At 70.1% G+C, this 18,387-nt stretch carries 17 protein-coding genes; 4 read left to right on the forward strand and 13 right to left on the reverse strand.

From position 1 onward, the window contains the following. The first annotated feature begins 6 nt into the window (after window positions 1-6). Window positions 7-873 (forward strand): ABC transporter ATP-binding protein, encoded by an 867-nt coding sequence (locus tag ACH4S8_RS29850; protein WP_398399433.1) that lies wholly within the window; start codon window positions 7-9, stop codon window positions 871-873. Next, complete coding sequence (locus tag ACH4S8_RS29855; protein ID WP_398399435.1) at window positions 870-1,715, forward strand: ABC transporter permease; 846 nt, start codon at window positions 870-872, stop codon at window positions 1,713-1,715. The genes ACH4S8_RS29850 and ACH4S8_RS29855 overlap by 4 nt, the downstream gene beginning before the upstream one ends. Window positions 1,716-1,913: 198 nt before the next feature. Here ACH4S8_RS29855 and hisS read toward each other — a convergent pair whose 3' ends face one another. Both hisS and ACH4S8_RS29865 read right to left on the reverse strand, forming a co-directional pair. After that, on the reverse strand, window positions 1,914-3,176 hold the full coding sequence (gene hisS / locus ACH4S8_RS29860; protein WP_339128192.1) for a histidine--tRNA ligase: 1,263 nt from the start codon (window positions 3,174-3,176) through the stop codon (window positions 1,914-1,916). Window positions 3,177-3,186: 10 nt separating this feature from the next. Continuing rightward, window positions 3,187-3,900, reverse strand: coding sequence for an MBL fold metallo-hydrolase (locus ACH4S8_RS29865; RefSeq protein ID WP_398399438.1), 714 nt, complete (start codon window positions 3,898-3,900; stop codon window positions 3,187-3,189). A gap of 180 nt (window positions 3,901-4,080) precedes the next feature. On the opposite strand from ACH4S8_RS29865, the gene ACH4S8_RS29870 reads away from it, so the two are divergent. Together ACH4S8_RS29870 and ACH4S8_RS29875 are read left to right on the forward strand one after the other, a co-directional pair. Next, window positions 4,081-4,902 carry a peptidylprolyl isomerase gene (locus tag ACH4S8_RS29870; RefSeq protein WP_398399440.1) on the forward strand — a complete coding sequence of 274 codons (822 nt, stop codon included), beginning with the start codon at window positions 4,081-4,083 and terminating at the stop codon, window positions 4,900-4,902. Between the two features lie 135 nt (window positions 4,903-5,037). Beyond that, the gene (locus ACH4S8_RS29875) at window positions 5,038-6,267 is read left to right on the forward strand and encodes a DUF349 domain-containing protein (protein ID WP_398399442.1); all 1,230 of its coding nucleotides are present in this window, start codon (window positions 5,038-5,040) and stop codon (window positions 6,265-6,267) included. A gap of 103 nt (window positions 6,268-6,370) precedes the next feature. On the opposite strand, the gene ACH4S8_RS29880 is transcribed toward ACH4S8_RS29875, so the two are convergent. From ACH4S8_RS29880 to pdxS, 11 genes are all read right to left on the reverse strand, one after another. After that, the gene (locus tag ACH4S8_RS29880) at window positions 6,371-8,935 is read right to left on the reverse strand and encodes a RelA/SpoT family protein (RefSeq protein WP_398399444.1); all 2,565 of its coding nucleotides are present in this window, start codon (window positions 8,933-8,935) and stop codon (window positions 6,371-6,373) included. 230 nt (window positions 8,936-9,165) lie between these two features. Continuing rightward, window positions 9,166-9,705, reverse strand: coding sequence for an adenine phosphoribosyltransferase (locus tag ACH4S8_RS29885; protein ID WP_398399446.1), 540 nt, complete (start codon window positions 9,703-9,705; stop codon window positions 9,166-9,168). Then, complete coding sequence (gene secF / locus ACH4S8_RS29890) at window positions 9,702-10,820, reverse strand: protein translocase subunit SecF (protein WP_398399448.1); 1,119 nt, start codon at window positions 10,818-10,820, stop codon at window positions 9,702-9,704. Before secF ends, ACH4S8_RS29885 begins: the two co-directional genes overlap by 4 nt. 1 nt (window position 10,821) lies before the next feature. Further along, the gene (secD, locus tag ACH4S8_RS29895) at window positions 10,822-12,600 is read right to left on the reverse strand and encodes a protein translocase subunit SecD (RefSeq protein WP_398399450.1); all 1,779 of its coding nucleotides are present in this window, start codon (window positions 12,598-12,600) and stop codon (window positions 10,822-10,824) included. A gap of 141 nt (window positions 12,601-12,741) precedes the next feature. After that, window positions 12,742-13,260, reverse strand: a complete 519-nt coding sequence (gene yajC, locus ACH4S8_RS29900; RefSeq protein WP_398399452.1) for a preprotein translocase subunit YajC — start codon at window positions 13,258-13,260, stop codon at window positions 12,742-12,744. Window positions 13,261-13,424: 164 nt separating this feature from the next. Further along, window positions 13,425-14,519, reverse strand: a complete 1,095-nt coding sequence (ruvB, locus tag ACH4S8_RS29905; RefSeq protein WP_398399454.1) for a Holliday junction branch migration DNA helicase RuvB — start codon at window positions 14,517-14,519, stop codon at window positions 13,425-13,427. A gap of 97 nt (window positions 14,520-14,616) precedes the next feature. After that, window positions 14,617-15,228 (reverse strand): Holliday junction branch migration protein RuvA, encoded by a 612-nt coding sequence (ruvA, locus tag ACH4S8_RS29910; protein WP_398399456.1) that lies wholly within the window; start codon window positions 15,226-15,228, stop codon window positions 14,617-14,619. Beyond that, a complete protein-coding gene (gene ruvC, locus ACH4S8_RS29915; protein ID WP_398399458.1) occupies window positions 15,225-15,821 on the reverse strand; it encodes a crossover junction endodeoxyribonuclease RuvC in 597 nt (198 codons plus the stop codon). Before ruvC ends, ruvA begins: the two co-directional genes overlap by 4 nt. A gap of 140 nt (window positions 15,822-15,961) precedes the next feature. Beyond that, window positions 15,962-16,714 (reverse strand): YebC/PmpR family DNA-binding transcriptional regulator, encoded by a 753-nt coding sequence (locus ACH4S8_RS29920; RefSeq protein WP_386603110.1) that lies wholly within the window; start codon window positions 16,712-16,714, stop codon window positions 15,962-15,964. A 76-nt stretch (window positions 16,715-16,790) separates the two neighbouring features. Further along, a complete protein-coding gene (gene pdxT, locus ACH4S8_RS29925; RefSeq protein ID WP_398399461.1) occupies window positions 16,791-17,396 on the reverse strand; it encodes a pyridoxal 5'-phosphate synthase glutaminase subunit PdxT in 606 nt (201 codons plus the stop codon). 4 nt (window positions 17,397-17,400) lie between these two features. Further along, a complete protein-coding gene (pdxS, locus tag ACH4S8_RS29930; RefSeq protein ID WP_245173337.1) occupies window positions 17,401-18,249 on the reverse strand; it encodes a pyridoxal 5'-phosphate synthase lyase subunit PdxS in 849 nt (282 codons plus the stop codon). Between the last annotated feature and the right edge of the window lie 138 nt (window positions 18,250-18,387).

Below are 18,387 nucleotides of genomic sequence, written 5' to 3' on the forward strand. Positions count from 1 at the left end.
GTCCGCATGACAACACACGTGGATCAACTCGCGGTGGACGTACGGGGGCTGCGCAAGCGGTACGGGGACGTGACCGCCGTCGACGGCATCGATCTGGGCATCCGGCGGGGCGAGGTGTTCGGCCTGCTCGGACCGAACGGAGCGGGCAAGAGCACCACCGTGGAGATCCTCCAGGGCAATCGCCGGCGGGACGCGGGAGAGGTGTCGGTGCTCGGCTCGGACCCGGCGACGGGCACGCGCGCGTGGCGCTCACGTGTCGGAATCGTCTGGCAGGACGAATCAGCGCCCGCCGAGTTGACGGTGGGCGAGACGGTGCGGCATTTCTCCCGTTACTACCCGAATCCCCGTGACCCCGAGGAAGTCATCGGACTGGTCGGTCTCGGGGAGAAGGCGGGCAGCAGGATCAAATCGCTGTCGGGCGGTCAGCGCCGGCGCCTCGACGTGGCCCTCGGGGTGATCGGCGGACCCGAGCTGCTGCTCCTGGACGAGCCGACCACGGGCTTCGACCCGGCGGCACGACGGCAGTTCTGGGAGCTGATCCGCAAGCTGGCCGACGAGGGCACGACCATCCTCCTGACCACCCATTACCTGGAGGAGGCCGAGGCGCTCGCGAACCGGCTGACGGTCGTCGCACGGGGCCGGATCGTCGCCGAGGGCGAACCGGCCGCGCTGCGCGAGCGGTTCGGCGGCGAGGCCACGGTCGAGTGGACGGAGGCCGACGGCAGCCCGCGCAGCGAACGCACGGACACACCCACCAGGACGGTCGCCGAACTCACCCGCCGCTTCGACGGGGAGATCCCGGGACTGCGGGTGAGCCGCCCCACCCTGGAGGACGTCTACCTGCGGCTGACCGGCCTGGAGGACGCGCGATGACCACCACCGACGTACGGCCGGGCACCAAGGACGCTTCCGGCCGGCTGCCCGGCGCCTGGGGACTGGGGCTGCGCCGCGGCGCCCTGGAGATCAGGCAGTTCTTCCGCCAGCGCGACCAGGTGGTGTTCACCTTCGCCTTCCCGGTCGTCTTCCTGTTCCTGTTCGCGTCGATCTTCAGCAACGACGTGAAGGGCGCGGGCATCACCGCCTCCCAGCTCTACGTCCCCGCGATGATGGCCGCCGGCATCATGTCGACCAGCTTCCAGTCCCTCGGCATCTCGATCGCGATCGAACGGGACGAGAAGGTGCTGCGCCGGCTGCGCGGCACACCGATGCCTCCGGCCGCGTACTTCTTCGGCAAGATATGGCTGGTTCTCGTGACCGGCGCCCTGGAGACGGCGATCCTGCTCGCCGTCGGCACCACGCTGTACGGCGTCGACCTGCCCTCGGACCCCGGCAGATGGGCCGACTTCGGCTGGATCTTCGTCCTGGGTCTCACCGCCTGCGCGCTGCTCGGCATAGCGATCAGTTCGGTCCCGAAGTCGGGCAAGAGCGCCACGTCGGTGGTCGTCCTGCCCTTCCTCGTCCTCCAGTTCATCTCCGGCGTCTACATCTCCGTCGACACCATCCCGGACTGGATGCTGAACATCGGCGCGCTGTTCCCCCTCAAGTGGATGTGCCAGGGGCTGCGCGGGGTGTTCCTGCCCGACTCCGCCAAGGTCCTCGAGCAGGCGGGGGACTGGGAGTTCGGACGGATCGCCCTGGTGCTCGGGGCGTGGTGCGCCGGAGGCCTGCTGCTGTGCCTGCTGACCTTCCGGTGGAAGAACCGCCGCGACGGATGACACCGCCGGCCACGAGCCCCGCGCGGGCCGGCCCGGTACCGGACGGGACCCGGGTGCCGGCCGCCCGGGAGCGGACTGCCGGAGTGGGACCTCGGGGCGGACCGCGACGCCGGACCCGGTCGAGGCCGCTGCCCGCCGAACACCGTTGACCGGCGCTCCTGCCCCGGCGGGAAGCCCACCGGGTCAGGAGGAGCCGGGTCAGCCCAGGCGCGACCGCAGCTCGGCCACGATCTCGCCGGTGGCGACCGCCGCCTGCTCCCCGGACTCCATGTCCTTGAGCTGCACGACGCCCTCGGCGAGATCACGCTCACCGGCGACGACCGTGAAGCGGGCCCCGCTGCGGTTCGCGTTCTTCATCGCGCCCTTGAGCCCCTTCGCGCCGTACGAGAAGTCGGCGGCGACACCGGCCCTGCGCAGTTCGGTGACCACGCCGAAGAGCAGCCGGCGGGCCTCCTCTCCCAGCGGCACCGCGAACACACTGGTGGCCGCGGGGAGTTCGAGCTCCACGCCCTCCGCCTCCAGCGCCAGCACCGTACGGTCGACGCCCAGAGCCCAGCCGACGGACGGCAGCGCGGGGCCGCCGATCATCTCGGACAGCCCGTCGTAACGGCCACCGCCGCCGACCGCGGACTGCGAGCCGAGACCGTCGTGCACGAACTCGAAGGTGGTGCGCGTGTAGTAGTCCAGGCCGCGCACCAGCTTCGGGTCGTCCTCGAAGGAGACGCCCGCCGCCGTGATCAGGTCGCGCACCTCCTCGTGGTACGCCTTGCAGGCGTCGCACAGGTAGTCGCGCAGCAACGGTGCCCCGCCCAGCTGCTTCTGGACGTCCTCGCGCTTGTCGTCGAGCACGCGCAGCGGGTTGATCTCCGCGCGGCGCAGCGTCTCCTCGTCGAGGTCCAGGCCGCGCAGGAAGTCCTGCAGCGCGGCACGGTAGACGGGACGGCACTCCTTGTCGCCCAGGCTGTTCAGCAGGATGCGGAAGTTCCGCAGGCCCAGCGAGCGGTACGCCTGGTCGGCCAGGATGATCAGCTCGGCGTCGAGGGCCGGGTCCTCGGCCCCGATCGCCTCGGCGCCCACCTGGGAGAAGTGGCGGTAACGGCCCTTCTGGGGGCGCTCGTAGCGGTAGTACGAGCCCGAGTACCAGAGCTTGACGGGGAGGTTGCCCGCCTTGTGCAGGTTGGCCTCGAGGGCCGCGCGCAGCACGGAGGCGGTGCCCTCCGGGCGCAGGGCGAGCCTGTCGCCGCCCTTGGTCTCGAAGGCGTACATCTCCTTGGTCACGATGTCGGTGGACTCGCCGACACCGCGGGCGAACAGTTCGACGTTCTCGAAGCCGGGCGTCTCGATGTAGCCGTAGCCGGAGTTGCGCAGCGGGGCCGCGATGGCCTCGCGGACCGCGAGGTACTTGGCGCTGTCCGGCGGAATGAGGTCGTACGTGCCCTTGGGGGCCCTGAAGGTGCTCACGGAAGTCTTGTCACATTCCTCGTCGAGGAGCGGAGGTCGGGTCCGCTCCCAGCCCGGCGGCCACCTGCCGCAGATACGGGTTGGTGGCGCGCTCCTGGCCGATGGTCGTCTGGGGGCCGTGGCCGGAGAGCACCACGGTCGAGTCGTCGAGCGGCAGGCACACACGGCCCAGCGAGTCGAGCATCTCGTCCATGTCGCCGCCCGGCAGGTCGGTGCGTCCGATGGAGCCGGCGAAGAGCAGATCCCCGGAGAAGAACACGGACGGGACGTCCGCGCTCTCGGGCATCCGGAACGTCACCGACCCCTTCGTATGGCCCGGGGCGTGCGCGACGGACAGGTCGAGGCCGGCCAGCTTCAGCTCCGCGCCGTCGGTCAGCGTCCGCACGTCGTCGGGCTCCCCCACGGTCAGCTCGCCCATCAGCGGCATCCCGATGGAACGGCCGAGCGCCTTCTCGGGGTCGCTCATCATGTACCGGTCCGCGGGGTGGATCCAGGCGGGCACGTCGTGCGCTCCGCACACCGGGACGACCGAGGCGACGTGGTCGATGTGGCCATGGGTGAGGACGACCGCGACGGGCTTGAGCCGATGCTTCTTGAGTGCGTCCTCGACTCCCTGGGCGGCCTGGTGGCCCGGGTCGATGATCACGCACTCCTCACCCGCGGCGGGGGCGACCAGGTAACAGTTGGTCCCCCAGGCCCCGGCGGGGAACCCGGCAATGAGCACGATCGTCCTTCGTGGTGGTGTACGCGCGATGTGCCGTACGGTCGGGCGGATGTGGATCAGAGCCTACCGGCGCTGCCGATTCCTCAGCTAACCCATATACGGTACGGGGCACACGCAGGCGGTCGGCTCACGAGACGCTCGCGTCCCACTCGACGTACGAGACGCACGAGGAGAAACCCGGTGGTCAGCCAGGAACAGCGGCGGCGTCAGCTCGCCCGGGAGAAGTTCTTGCGACAGCAGCAGCGCCGCACATCCGCTCGACGAAGGACCCAAACACGCAACGCGGTGATCGCGGCGGTCGTCGGCGTGGTCGTCGCAGGCGGTGCGACGGCGTACGCGACCGGGGCCTTCAAGAGCGACGGCAAGAAGGCCGAAGCGGGCGCCGGGGCGACGCCCAGCGCGACGCCGACGAGCAAGGCGCCCGATCCGTGCGAGAAGCCCGCCGAGGGCCAGGTGAAGTCGCTCACGTGGAAGAAGGAGCCGGCGGTCACCATCGACAAGTCGGCCGCCTACACCATGAAGATGGCGACGACGTGCGGCGACATCGACATCGCCCTCAAGGCGTCCGCCGCCCCGCACACGGTGAACTCGTTCGGCTTCCTCGCCGGCAAGGGTTACTTCGACCACACCAAGTGCCACCGGCTCACCACCAACGGCATCTACGTCCTGCAGTGCGGCGACCCGACGGCCAAGGGCAACGGCGGTCCCGGCTACACGCTCCCGGACGAGAACCTCAAGGACAAGGCGCTCAAGGGCAACGTGTACCCGGCGGGCACCATCGCCATGGCCAACACCGGCCAGAAGCACACCGGCGGCAGCCAGTTCTTCCTGGTGTACCAGGACAGTCAGCTTCCGCCCAGTTACACACCGTTCGGAACTATTTCCAAGTCCGGCATGACGGTCCTCAAGAAGATCGCGGCCGCCGGTGAGAACACGGGCCAGGGCGACGGCGCACCGAACGCGACTGTCGTCATCAACAAGCTGACCGTGACGAAATCCTGACCGTACGCTGCTGAATTTCGGTCGCGCGGGATGCGGACAGCCGCCCCGCCGGTCGCCTATGTTGGCCGTGACGAAACTGTGGACGATGCCAGGGGGCGCTGAAGCCCCACACAGGCATCATGTGGAGGAGGCGCTGTGAGCAGCGACCCGTGGGGCCGCGTCGACGAGACGGGGACCGTGTACGTGCGTACGGCCGACGGCGAGCAGGTCGTCGGTTCCTGGCAGGCCGGCACGCCTGATGAGGCGCTGGCCTACTTCGAGCGCAAGTACGAGGGCCTGGTTGTCGAGATCGGCCTCCTCGAGAAGCGGGTGAAGACCACCGACCTGTCGGCGAAGGACGCCCAGACCGCCATCGATCACATCCGTGAGCAGGTGGACGCCCACCACGCGGTCGGCGATCTGGACGCGCTGAAGGTGCGCCTGGACAAGCTCGTGGAGACGGTCGACGCGCGCCGTGAGGAACGCAAGGTCCAGCGGGCCAAGCAGTCCGACGAGGCGCGGCACGCCAAGGAGGCGCTGGTCGTCGAGGCCGAGGAGCTGGCGCAGAGCGACCAGTGGCGGGCGGCCGGTGAGCGGCTGCGCGCGCTGGTGGACACGTGGAAGGGGCTGCCGCGACTCGACCGCAAGTCGGACGACGAGCTGTGGCACCGCTTCTCGCACGCCCGCTCGGCGTTCTCCAAGCGGCGCAAGGCGCACTTCGCCTCGCTGGACGCGCAGCGCGAGGAGGCCCGCAAGACCAAGGAGAAGCTGGTCGCCGAGGCCGAGTCGCTGTCCGGTTCGTCGGACTGGGGCCCGACGGCGGCCCGTTACCGCGAGCTGATGGCGGACTGGAAGGCCGCGGGCCGCGCCCAGCGCGAGCACGAGGACGACCTGTGGAACCGCTTCCGCGGCGCCCAGGACGTGTTCTTCGCGGCGCGCAGCGGGGTCTTCGCCGAGCGTGACGCGGAGCAGACGGAGAACCTGAAGCTCAAGGAGGAGCTGGCCGAGGAGGCCGAGAAGCTCGTCCCGGTGCAGGATCTGAAGGCGGCCCGCGCGGCCTTCCGTTCCATCAACGAGCGCTGGGAGGCCATCGGCCACGTGCCGCGCGACGCCCGCCCGAAGGTCGAGGGCAGGATGCACGCGGTGGAGCGGGCTCTGCAGGAGTCCGAGGAGACCGAGTGGCGCCGGACGAACCCGGAGGCACGCGCGCGTGCCGAGGGTCTGACCGGTCAGCTGCAGGCCGCCGTGGACAAGCTCCGGGGCCAGATCGAGACGGCGCGCTCCGCGGGCAACACCGCCAAGGCCGACAAGCTCCAGAAGGAGCTGGACGGCCGTCAGGCGCTGCTGGACCAGGCCCTGAAGGGTCTTCAGGAGTTCGGCGGCTGATTCCCGCCGTACCCGCGCGAAGGGGCTCCCGTACGCACCGTACGGGAGCCCCTTCGCGTTGGCCGCCGTCCGCCCGGTGTGTGGCCGGGCGGACGGGTGGGCGTCAGGCCTCGGAGGGTCTGCGGGCCGATGTCACGCGGTACACGTCGTAGACGCCCTCGACGCCCCGGACGGCCTTCAGGACGTGTCCCAGGTGCTTGGGGTCGCCCATCTCGAAGGTGAACCGGGAGGTGGCGACCCGGTCGCGGGAGGTCTGGACGGCCGCGGACAGGATGTTGACGTGCTGGTCGGACAGGACACGGGTGACGTCCGACAGCAGCCGGGACCGGTCCAGGGCCTCGACCTGTATGGCGACCAGGAAGACCGAGGACTGGGTGGGCGCCCACTCGACCTCGAGGATGCGTTCGGGTTCGCGCGAGAGCGAGTCGACGTTCACGCAGTCGCTGCGGTGGACCGAGACGCCGCTGCCGCGGGTGACGAAGCCGATGATCGGGTCGCCCGGCACCGGCGTGCAGCAGCGGGCCAGCTTGACCCACACGTCGTCGACGCCCTTGACGACGACACCGGGGTCGTTGTTGCTGCGCCGCTTGCGGCTCCGGCCCCGCGCCGGGGGTACGGACTCGTCGATCTCCTCGGTGGCCGCTTCCTCGCCGCCGAGCGCCTGCACGAGCTTCTGGACGACGCTCTGGGCGGTGACGTGGCCCTCGCCGATCGCCGCGTACAGGGACGAGATGTCGGGGTAGCGCATCTCGTGCGCGAGGGTGACCAGGGAGTCGCCGGTGAGGATGCGCTGGATCGGCAGGTTCTGCTTGCGCATCGCGCGGGCGATGGCGTCCTTGCCGTGCTCGATCGCCTCGTCACGGCGTTCCTTGGAGAACCAGGCGCGGATCTTGTTGCGGGCGCGCGGCGACTTCACGAAGCCGAGCCAGTCGCGGGAGGGGCCCGCGCCGGCCGCCTTGGAGGTGAAGACCTCCACCAGGTCGCCGTTGTCCAGGGTGGACTCCAGCGGCACCAGGCGTCCGTTGACCCGTGCTCCTATCGTCCGGTGGCCGACCTCCGTGTGGACCGCGTACGCGAAGTCCACCGGTGTGGCACCGGCCGGAAGCGCTATCACGTCGCCCTTGGGCGTGAAGACGAAGACCTCGTTGCGCGAGAGGTCGAAGCGCAGGGACTCCAGGAACTCGCTGGGGTCCTCGGTCTCCTTCTGCCAGTCGAGGAGCTGGCGCAGCCACGCCATGTCGTTGACGGTGTCCTGGCCGGCGCTGCCCTTGGCCGCCCGGGGCACGTCGGTGCGGATCTTGGAGGAGCCGGCGACGGTCTCCTGCTTGTACTTCCAGTGCGCGGCGATGCCGTACTCGGCGCGGCGGTGCATGTCGAACGTACGGATCTGGAGTTCGACGGGCTTGCCGTTGGGTCCGATGACCGTCGTGTGCAGCGACTGGTACATGTTGAACTTCGGCATCGCGATGTAGTCCTTGAACCGGCCGGGGACCGGGTTCCATCGCGCGTGCACGGTGCCGAGTGCCGCGTAGCAGTCGCGGACGGTGTCCACGAGGACGCGGATGCCCACCAGGTCGTAGATCTCCGCGAAGTCACGGCCGCGGACGATCATCTTCTGGTAGACGCTGTAGTAGTGCTTCGGGCGGCCGGTGACGGTCGCCTTGATACGGGCCGCCCGCAGGTCGGACTGGACCTCGTCGGTCACTATGGCGAGGTACTCGTCACGCTTGGGGGCGCGCTCGGCGACCAGGCGCACGATCTCGTCGTACATCTTGGGGTAGAGGATCGCGAAGGCGAGGTCCTCCAGCTCCCACTTGATGGTGTTCATGCCCAGGCGGTGGGCGAGCGGCGCGTAGATCTCCAGGGTCTCGCGCGCCTTCTTCTCCTGCTTCTCGCGCTTGAGATAGCGCATGGTGCGCATGTTGTGCAGACGGTCGGCGAGCTTGATGACCAGGACGCGGGGGTCCTTGGCCATCGCGACGACCATCTTGCGCACGGTCTCGGCCTGCGCGGCCTCGCCGAACTTGACCTTGTCCAGCTTGGTGACGCCGTCGACGAGGAGGCCGACGGCGTCGCCGAAGTCGCGGCGGAGCTGGTCCAGGCCGTACTCGGTGTCCTCCACCGTGTCGTGCAGCAGACCGGCCATGAGCGTCGCCGGGTCCATGCCCAGTTCGGCGAGGATCGTGGTGACGGCGAGCGGGTGCGTGATGTACGGGTCGCCGCTCTTGCGCTTCTGACCGCGGTGCCAGCGCTCGGCGACCTGGTACGCCTTCTCGATCTGCCGCAGCGTCGCCGTCTCGATCTTGGGATCGTTGCTGCGCACTATCCGCAGCAGCGGCTCCAGAACCGGGTTGTACGGGTTCGAGCGCTGGACGCCGAGGCGGGCGAGGCGGGCCCGGACCCGGTTGGAGGAGCCACCGGAGCGCGTGGGCTGGGACGCCGCGGGACGGACCGCCGGGGTGCCGGCGGGGCGCTCGGGCGAGGCCGGCTTGGGACGAGATCCCCCGGCCGCCGTGCCGTCGGGGGCGGACCGGTCGTGCTCGACCGGCCCGCTCGCTCCGTTCTGCGCGGGCTTCTCCGCGGCACCCGAGGCGGGCTCGGGCTGGGTGGAGGCGGTTCGCCCCAGGCGTTCCGCGCTGGGGGCGAGTGGCTGGGCCTCGTCTGGCAAGAGGGCTCCTCGTGCGCGATCCGGGTCCCCCGGTCAGGCTCCGGAAACCCCATGGTAGCGATCCTTCGCGCCGGACTCGCTGTCGGCCGCCGACGGCGGCCTCGTACAGAGGGAACGCCGAAGGCGGGCGCCGGATTCCTCCGGGCCCGCCTCCGCGGTGTCCTACGGGTGCCCCAGGCCTTTCGGGGGCCTTACCGGGAACCGAAGCCCCCGGGTGGGGCGCACGGTCCTCAGACCGTCAGGAGCGCCTCCAGGGGAGCCCCGGCCAGGGCCGGCTCCAGACGGCCGCGGCCGCCCAGGAAGCCGAGCTCCATCAGCACGGCGACACCCGCGACCTCGGCGCCCGCCCGGCGGATGAGCTGGAGCGAGGCCTCGGCGGTGCCGCCGGTGGCGAGGACGTCGTCGACGACCAGCACGCGGTCGCCCGTGCTCAGGTCCTCGGCGTGCACCTCGATCTCGGCGGAGCCGTACTCCAGGTCGTACGCCTGCGACAGGGTCGCTCCGGGGAGCTTGCCCGCCTTGCGCACGGGGATGAAGCCGATCCCGGCGTGGACGGCGACGGGGGCTCCGAGGATGAAGCCGCGGGCCTCCAGACCGACGATCTTGGTCGCGCCGTTGCGCACCGCGATCTCCGCCAGGGCGCCGGTCAGCGCGCCGAACGCGGCCGGGTCGGCCAGGAGCGGGGTGATGTCCTTGAACATCACGCCCGGCTCCGGGTAGTCGGCCACGTCACGGATGCGGCTGGTCAGCAGCTCCTCGATGCCGGTCATCGGCGCTTCCCCGAGGGGCGGCCGCGGCCGCGGGTGCGGGACGCGGGCTGGTTGCGGGGACCGACGACCGCCGGGGTGACGTCGTCCAGGTCGTCGTCGTACGACGGCTCGGAGGTCACCGGGTCCAGGGACTCGCCCGTGGCGGCCGCCTGGGCCCGCTTGGCGAAGACCCGCTTGCGCAGCGCCTTCATCGCCGGCTCGCGCTCCTTGAGGTCGGCGACGAGCGGGGTGGCGATGAAGATCGAGGAGTACGCACCGGCCGCGAGACCGACGAACAGCGACAGCGAGATGTCGTTGAGCATGCCCGCGCCGAGCACACCGCCGCCGATGAACAGCAGGCCGGCGACCGGCAGCAGCGCGACCACCGTGGTGTTGATGGAACGCACCAGAGTGCTGTTGATCGAGCGGTTGGCGACGTCGCTGTAGGTCCAGCGGGTCTGCTTGGTGATGTCCTTCGTCTGCTCCTTGAGGCTGTCGAAGACGACGACCGTGTCGTAGAGCGAGTAACCGAGGATCGTGAGCAGACCGATCACGGTGCCCGGGGTGACCTCGAAGCCCACCAGGGCGTAGATGCCGACCGTGATGGTGATGTCGTGGATCAGGGCGACCAGGGCAGCGATGGCCATGCGCCACTCGAAGGCGATCGCCAGGTAGATCACGACCAGGACCATGAAGATCGCCAGGCCCTCCCAGGCCTTGTTGGCGATCTGGTCACCCCAGCTCGGGCCGACCAGGTCGGCGTTGATCTGCTCGGGGTTGACCTTCAGGTCCGTGGCGAGCTTTTCCTTGATCGCGTCCGACTTGTCGGTGTCGATGCCGGCGATCTGGATGCGCAGGCCGCCCTTGCCGAGCCCCTGGACGACCGCGTCGTGGCCGGAGGCCTCCCGCGCGAACGTCTCGGCCTGGCTCACCGAGACCGGGCTCTTGCCGGTGGTGGTGAAGACGGCGCCGCCCTGGAACTCGATGCCCATGTTCAGGCCGCGCACCGTCAGGCCGAGGATGGCCGTGATGGTGATCAGGATCGAGATGCCGTACCAGATCTTGCGCTTGCCGACGAAGTCGTAGCCGATCTCGCCGCGGTGGAGCCGGGCGCCGAGGGTGCCGAGTTTCGACATCTCACGCCTCCTTCGTGTCGACGGGGGCGGACGCGCGACGGGTGCGGCGCAGCGGCGGCTTGGCGCCCAGTCGCTTCGGGTCGAGGCCGGACCAGCTGTGGCCCTCCGCGAAGAACTTCCTGCGGGCGAGGAGGGTCATCAGCGGCTTGGTGAAGAAGAACACGACGACGACGTCGAGCACCGTGGTCAGACCGAGGGTGAACGCGAAGCCCTGGACCTTGCCGACGGTGACGATGAAGAGCACCGCGGCGGCGAGGAACGACACGAAGTCGGAGACCAGGATGGTGCGCCGGGCACGCGGCCAGGCACGCTCGACGGCCGGGCGCAGGGAGCGGCCCTCACGGATCTCGTCCCGGATGCGTTCGAAGAAGACGATGAACGAGTCCGCCGTGATACCGATCGCGACGATCGCACCGCAGACGGCCGGGAGGTTCAGCGCGAAGCCGATGGCCGGGCCGAGCAGCGCCATGAGCACGTAGGTGAGGATCGCCGAGACGCCCAGGGAGGCGATGGCGATGACCGACAGGCCCCGGTAGTAGATCACCAGGTAGAGGACGACCAGGGCGAGGCCGATGGCGCCCGCGATCAGACCGGCGTGCAGCTGCTCGCCACCGAGTGCGGCGGTCACCGTGGTGACGCTGGACTCGTGGAAGGTCAGCGGCAGGGCGCCGTACTTCAGCATGTTGGCCAGGTCCTGCGCCTCGGTCTGGGTGAAGCTGCCGGAGATCTCCGCGCTGCCGCTCAGAGACTGGGCCACGGAGGGGTCGGAGACGACCTGACCGTCGAGGACGATGGCGAACTGGTTCTGCGGCGGCTGGTTCTGGGCGAGCTTGCCGGTGATGGCCGCGAACTTCTTGGAGCCACCGGACGTGAAGTCCATGGTGACCTTCCAGCCCGCGGCGCTCTGCGTGTCGAAGACCGCGCCGGCCTTCTTGATGTCCGTGCCGGCCACCTCGGCCGGGCCGAGGATGTACTTCTGCCACTGGCCGGAGGAGTTCTTGTCCTGGCCGCAGGCCACGATGGGGTCGGTCGGCTTGGTGCCGGTGCCGGCCTTGGCGCGGACCGCCTTGTCGGTGCAGTCGATCGCGGTGTACTCGGCCTGCAGCTTGGCGGCCGCCGGGTCCACGCTGGCGCTCGCGGAGGGCGAGGCGCTGGAGGAGGGCGAGGCGCTGGAGGAGGCCGAGGCGCTCGGGGTGCTGCTCGCGGACGGCGAGGAGCCCGCCTTCAGGGCATCGGTGACCGCGCGGCCCTGGGTGGTGGCGGAGGCCGACGGCGTGGCGGAGGCCGAGGAGGACGAGGTCGCCTTGTCCCCGGTCTTGGCGGAGCCGCTGCTGGAGGCGCTCGGCGACGGGGTGGCCGACGCCTTGCCACCGGAGACGTCGGTGGCCAGCACGGGACGGAAGTACAGCTTGGCGGTGGTGCCGACCTGCTCGCGGGCCTGCTTGGAGTTCGTGCCCTTGGGGATGTTGACAATGATGTTGTCGGATCCCTGGGTCTGAACCTCGGCCTCGGAGACACCGAGACCGTTGACGCGGCGGTTCATGATGTCGACCGCGGTGTCCATGTTGGTCTTGTTGATCGCGTTGGGCTGGCCCGGCTCGTTCTGCGCCGTGAGCGTGATGCTCGTGCCGCCGGCGAGATCGATGCCGAGGCGCGGCGTGGGGTGCCCCGTCGCGAACATCCCCCCGGTGAGCGCCGCGATGGCGATCAGGATCAGGGCCAGCGAGCGCCCCGGCCTGCTCTGGGCGCTCGCGCTCCGGCCCTTCTTCGGTGCTGCCACCTTCTCGTACTCCCTCTCGGGCCGCCCTGCGCCGGGTGAGCGCGTGGACGGCCATGCCATGGTGTCGGGACTCCGTGCGAGAACAGCACGTCCCGGGAGGTGTGAGGCGCGATCGGATCGCGCCGCTCTCCCGGGTCGTGACTACTTCGCTTCGGCCCCGCCGTCGGTCTTCTTCGGCTCCGCCTCGTCGGTGTCGGCCTCGTCGGCCTTCGCCTCGACGGCCTCGTCGGCCGGCTTGTCCGCCGCGTCCTTCTTGCCGAGGTCGAGGGGCTTGTCGTCGGAGGCGTCGGAAGAGGCGTCGGCGGCGGGCTCGTCGGTCTCGGTGAGGGAGGAGGCGTCGTCCGGCACGATCGTGCCGTCGGCCTTCAGGTCGTGCTCGATGCCGTGAACGATGCGGTTGTACTCGTCGTCCGTGAGGACGGAACCGATCGCGTTCTTCGCGAAGAGCAGGTCCACACCCGGAGCAGCGTCGAGGAGGACGGTGTCCTCGTTGACCTCCTTGACGGTGGCGTACATACCGCCGATCGTGCGCACGCCGGAGCCGGGCTGCATCTCGTTGCGCATGGCAGCCGCCTGCTGCTGCTTCTTCTTGGCCGACCGGGTCATCAGGAACATGGCCCCGATGAGCACGATGAAGGGGAGAAGGGTGTAGGGACTCACGGGTCGGGACTTCCTTCTTCGACCGCGGATGGTGAACGGCCTGCTGGATGGGGGTATGTATGCCGTCGACATGGGCGGCATCGGCGGAGTCTAAGCGAGTCCGCACTCAGGGAACAACGCTCAGCATGGCACCGGGGTTCCTGCCCCGGCGCCTACGCACGCCGTCACGCCCCGAACAGGTCTTCTTGTCCGTTTCCACCGGCTGACCGGCGGGGTGGCGTGAGGCCGAGATGTGCCCATGCCGCGGGTGTCGCCACCCGGCCACGGGGAGTGCGTGCGAGGAGTCCCTCCCGTACGAGGAAGGGCTCGGCGACCTCTTCCACGGTCTCACGCTCCTCCCCCACAGCGACAGCAAGTGTGGACAATCCGACAGGGCCGCCGCCGAAAAGCTTGATCAGGGCTTCGAGGACTCCGCGGTCGAGCCGGTCCAGGCCACGGGCGTCGACCTCGTAGACCTTCAGGGCCGCCGCGGCGATCTCCCGGGTGACGATCCCGTCCGCTCTGACCTGCGCGTAGTCGCGGACGCGGCGCAGCAGGCGGTTGGCGATGCGGGGCGTGCCGCGGGAGCGGCCGGCGATCTCCGCGGCACCCTCGGCGCCGATCTCGACGTCCAGGAGGCCGGCGGAGCGGTGGACGACGCGCTCCAGCTCGGCGGGTTCGTAGAACTCCATGTGCGCGGTGAAGCCGAAGCGGTCGCGCAGCGGCGGGGGCAGCAGTCCCGCGCGCGTGGTGGCGCCGACCAGGGTGAACGGGGGCAGCTCCAGCGGGATGGCGGTGGCGCCGGGGCCCTTGCCGACGATCACGTCGACGCGGAAGTCCTCCATCGCCATGTAGAGCATCTCCTCGGCGGGCCGGGACATGCGGTGGATCTCGTCCAGGAAGAGGACCTCTCCCTCCTGGAGGGAGGAGAGGATCGCGGCGAGGTCTCCGGCGTGCTGGATGGCGGGGCCGCTGGTGATGCGGATGGGGGCGCCCATCTCGGCCGCGATGATCATGGACAGGGTGGTCTTGCCGAGGCCGGGGGCGCCGGAGAGCAGGACGTGATCGGCAGTGGCCCCCCGCGCGCGTGCGGCGCGCAGGACCAGGTCGAGCTGCTCGCGGACCTTCTCCTGGCCGATGAACTCGTCCAGGTCCTTGGGGCGCAGCGCGGCCTCGACGGCCTGGTCCTCGCCGTCGGCCACGGATCGCACCAGCCGGTCCGCGGCGGGGCCGACGAGCCGCTCGTCGGCGGCTTCGTCTGTCGTGTCGTCCCAGTTCATCGGTGGTGCCTCGTGGTCTCGTGGTGGTGGGGCGGTCGGCGGTCCGGCGGACCCGGGCCGCTCCGGGGCGCGCGCCCGGCCCGGGGGCCGGGGCCGTTCAGCGTGCTCGGTTCAGGGTCTGCAGGGCCGCTCTGAGGAGCTGGCCGACCTGCGGGGTCCCCTCGGCGGCCTCGGCCTGCGGGGCGACGGCGGCGACGGCCTCGTCGGCCTCGCGGGTCGCGTACCCGAGGCCGACGAGCGCGGCGTGCAGCTGGTCGCGCCAGCTCGCGGTGACGGCCGTGCCGATGGCCGGGCCGCCGGGGCCGAGCGGCTCCCCGAGCCGGTCCTTGAGGTCCAGCAGCAGCTTCTGGGCCCCCTTCTTGCCGATGCCGGGGACGGCGATGAGGGCCTTCTCGTCACCGGTGGACACGGCGCGGCGCAGGGCGTCGGGGCTGTGCACGGCGAGCATCGCCTGGGCGAGGCGCGGGCCGACTCCGCTCGCGGTCTGGAGCAGCTCGAAGACCTGGCGCTCGTCGTCGTCGGCGAAGCCGTAGAGCGTGAGCGAGTCCTCGCGGACGACGAGGGAGGTGGCGAGCTTGGCCTGTTGGCCCGTGCGGAGCCCGGAGAGCGTGTTGGGCGAGCACTGGACGGCGATGCCGATGCCGCCGACCTCGACCACCACGGAGTCGGGGGCGAGGGCGGCGACCGGGCCGCTGACGAAGGCGATCATGCGGTACGGCCTTTCGATGCCGGGTGCGGGGCGTGCGCGGCCGCGGCCCGCTGGAGTCTGTTCTGCGCGACGGCCCGGTCGGGCCCGATCCGCGCGGCGGCCTGCTGGAGTCTGTTCTGGGCGGGGGCGCGCCAGATGTGGCAGATGGCGAGCGCGAGGGCGTCCGCCGCGTCGGCGGGCTTCGGAGGCGCGGAGAGCCGGAGCAGACGGGTGACCATGGCGCCGACCTGGGCCTTGTCCGCGCGTCCGCTGCCGGTGACGGCGGCCTTGACCTCGCTCGGGGTGTGCAGCGCGACGGGGATGCCGCGCCGGGCCGCGCAGAGCATGGCGACGGCGCTGGCCTGGGCGGTGCCCATCACGGTCCGGACGTTGTGCTGGCTGAACACCCGCTCCACGGCGACGTACTCGGGTTCGTACTCGTCGAGCCATTGCTCTATGCCCTGTTCGACGGCGACCAGGCGCAGGCCCAGCTCGGCGTCCGCGGGGGTGCGTACGACTCCGACGCCGAGCATGGTCAAGGGCCGGCCGGCGACTCCTTCCACCACCCCGACACCGCACCGGGTCAGCCCGGGGTCAACACCCAGCACCCGCACCCGGGCCTCCTTCGATCTCGCCGGTCGTCACCGGGGGTCTTCCCGGTTCATGCAGGCTATCGGGTGCCACTGACAGAGCGACGGGCCGACGGGGGTGTCCCGTCGGCCCGTCGGCCCGTCGCGTCGAGCAAGCCCTCGGATCAGGCGTCGACCTTCTCCATGACCTCGTCGCTGACGTCGAAGTTGGCGAAGACGTTCTGCACGTCGTCGCTGTCCTCCAGCGCGTCGATCAGCTTGAAGATCTTCCGGGCGCCCTCCTCGTCGAGCTCGACCTGCATGGTCGGGACGAAGTTGGCGTCGGCGGAGTCGTAGTCGATGCCGGCCTCCTGGAGCGCGGTGCGCACCGCGACCAGGTCGGTGGCTTCGGAGAGGACCTCGAAGCTCTCACCGAGGTCGTTGACCTCCTCGGCGCCCGCGTCGAGGACGGCACCGAGGACGTCGTCCTCGGTCAGCTCACCCTTGGGGACGACGATGACGCCCTTGCGGTTGAAGAGGTACGACACGGAGCCGGGGTCGGCCATGCTCCCGCCGTTGCGGGTCATGGCGACACGCACGTCGGAGGCGGCGCGGTTGCGGTTGTCGGTGAGGCACTCGATGAGCACGGCGACACCGTTCGGGCCGTAACCCTCGTACATGATCGTCTCGTAGTCGGCGCCACCGGCTTCGAGACCGGCGCCGCGCTTGACCGCGGAGTCGATGTTCTTGTTCGGGACCGAGCTCTTCTTCGCCTTCTGGATGGCGTCGAACAGCGTCGGGTTGCCGGACACGTCGGCGCCACCGGTGCGGGCCGCGACCTCGATGTTCTTGATCATCTTCGCGAAGAGCTTGCCGCGCTTGGCGTCGATCACGGCCTTCTTGTGCTTCGTCGTAGCCCATTTAGAGTGGCCGGACATCTGCCTGTCTCCTTCGCGTAACCCAACCTGTACGGACTCCCCCAGGCTTCGGAAGCCTGGGAAGACCCCACAGATCCTACAAGGACGCCGGTGTCCGGTTCGCGCGCACCATGTCGACGAACAGCCCGTGCACACGGTGGTCGCCCGTCAGTTCCGGGTGGAACGACGTGGCGAGCGCGTTTCCCTGGCGTACGGCGACGATGTGGCCGCCGTGCTCGGCGAGCACCTCGGCCTCGGCGCCCACGGACTCGACCCAGGGGGCGCGGATGAAGACGCCCTCTACAGGATCGCCCTCGACGCCCTCGACGTCGACCGCCGCCTCGAAGGACTCGTTCTGACGTCCGAAGGCGTTGCGGCGCACGATCATGTCGATGCCGCCGATGGTCTCCTGGCCCGAACGCGGGTCGAGGATCTTGTCGGCGAGCATGATCATGCCCGCACAGGTGCCGTAGACGGGCAGTCCCTCGCGGACCCGCGCGCGCAGCGGCTCCATCACTCCGAAGAGGACGGCCAGCTTGGAGATGGTGGTGGACTCGCCGCCGGGTATGACCAGACCGTCGATCTCGGCGAGTTCCTCGGGCCGCCGCACCGGCCTGGCCACGGCGTCCGCCGCGGCCAGGGCGATGAGGTGTTCCCGTACGTCGCCCTGGAGAGCCAGGACACCGATGACAGGAGTGCTCATGTGACTACCAGCCGCGGTTGGCGTAGCGCTCGGTCTCGGGGAGGGTGTCGCAGTTGATGCCGACCATGGCCTCGCCGAGGTTGCGGGACGCGTCCGCGATGATCTTCGGGTCGTCGTAGAAGGTGGTCGCCTTCACGATGGCGGCGGCGCGCTTGGCCGGGTCGCCGGACTTGAAGATGCCGGAGCCGACGAAGACGCCCTCGGCGCCGAGCTGGCGCATGAGCGCGGCGTCGGCGGGGGTGGCGACACCACCGGCGGAGAACAGGACGACCGGGAGCTTGCCGAGCTCGGCGACCTCCTTGACCAGCTCGTACGGGGCACGCAGGTCCTTGGCGGCGGCGTACAGCTCGTTGTTGTCGAAGCCGCGCAGACGGGCGATCTCGTTCTTGATCTGGCGCAGGTGGCGGACGGCCTCGACGACGTTGCCGGTGCCGGCCTCGCCCTTGGAGCGGATCATGGCCGCGCCCTCCGCGATGCGGCGCAGGGCCTCGCCCAGGTTGGTGGCACCGCAGACGAAGGGGGTGGTGAACGCGAACTTGTCGGAGTGGTTGACCTCGTCGGCCGGGGTGAGGACCTCGGACTCGTCGATGTAGTCGACGCCGAGGGACTGCAGGACCTGGGCCTCGACGAAGTGGCCGATGCGGGACTTGGCCATCACCGGGATGGAGACCGCCTCGATGATCTCCTCGATCATGTTCGGGTCCGACATCCGGGCGACGCCGCCGTCCTTGCGGATGTCGGCGGGGACCCGCTCCAGGGCCATGACGGCAACGGCGCCTGCGTCCTCGGCGATCTTCGCCTGCTCGGCGTTGACCACGTCCATGATCACGCCGCCCTTGAGCTGCTCGGCCATGCCGCGCTTGACGCGGGCGGTACCGACGGCGGTGTTCTCGGCGGAGTTGGAGAGGGTGCTGGACACGGGTTGACCTCGCTCGGGGGAAGGGGATTTGTGCAGCTCCGAGGAAACGCGAAGCGACCAGTCCACTGCAAG

This window comes from Streptomyces sp. NPDC021080 (genome assembly GCF_044333225.1).
Classification (GTDB): Bacteria; Actinomycetota; Actinomycetes; order Streptomycetales; family Streptomycetaceae; genus Streptomyces.

Coding starts and splice junctions, on each gene's coding strand:
- pdxS (WP_245173337.1), bottom strand. CDS start 18,249: ATGGCCGAGCAGCTCAAGGGCGGCGTGATCATGGACGTGGTCAACGCC.
- secF (WP_398399448.1), bottom strand. CDS start 10,820: ATGTCGAAACTCGGCACCCTCGGCGCCCGGCTCCACCGCGGCGAGATC.
- pdxT (WP_398399461.1), bottom strand. CDS start 17,396: ATGAGCACTCCTGTCATCGGTGTCCTGGCTCTCCAGGGCGACGTACGG.
- ACH4S8_RS29850 (WP_398399433.1), top strand. CDS start 7: ATGACAACACACGTGGATCAACTCGCGGTGGACGTACGGGGGCTGCGC.
- ruvA (WP_398399456.1), bottom strand. CDS start 15,228: ATGATCGCCTTCGTCAGCGGCCCGGTCGCCGCCCTCGCCCCCGACTCC.
- ACH4S8_RS29855 (WP_398399435.1), top strand. CDS start 870: ATGACCACCACCGACGTACGGCCGGGCACCAAGGACGCTTCCGGCCGG.
- ACH4S8_RS29885 (WP_398399446.1), bottom strand. CDS start 9,705: ATGACCGGCATCGAGGAGCTGCTGACCAGCCGCATCCGTGACGTGGCC.
- ruvB (WP_398399454.1), bottom strand. CDS start 14,519: ATGAACTGGGACGACACGACAGACGAAGCCGCCGACGAGCGGCTCGTC.
- ACH4S8_RS29920 (WP_386603110.1), bottom strand. CDS start 16,714: ATGTCCGGCCACTCTAAATGGGCTACGACGAAGCACAAGAAGGCCGTG.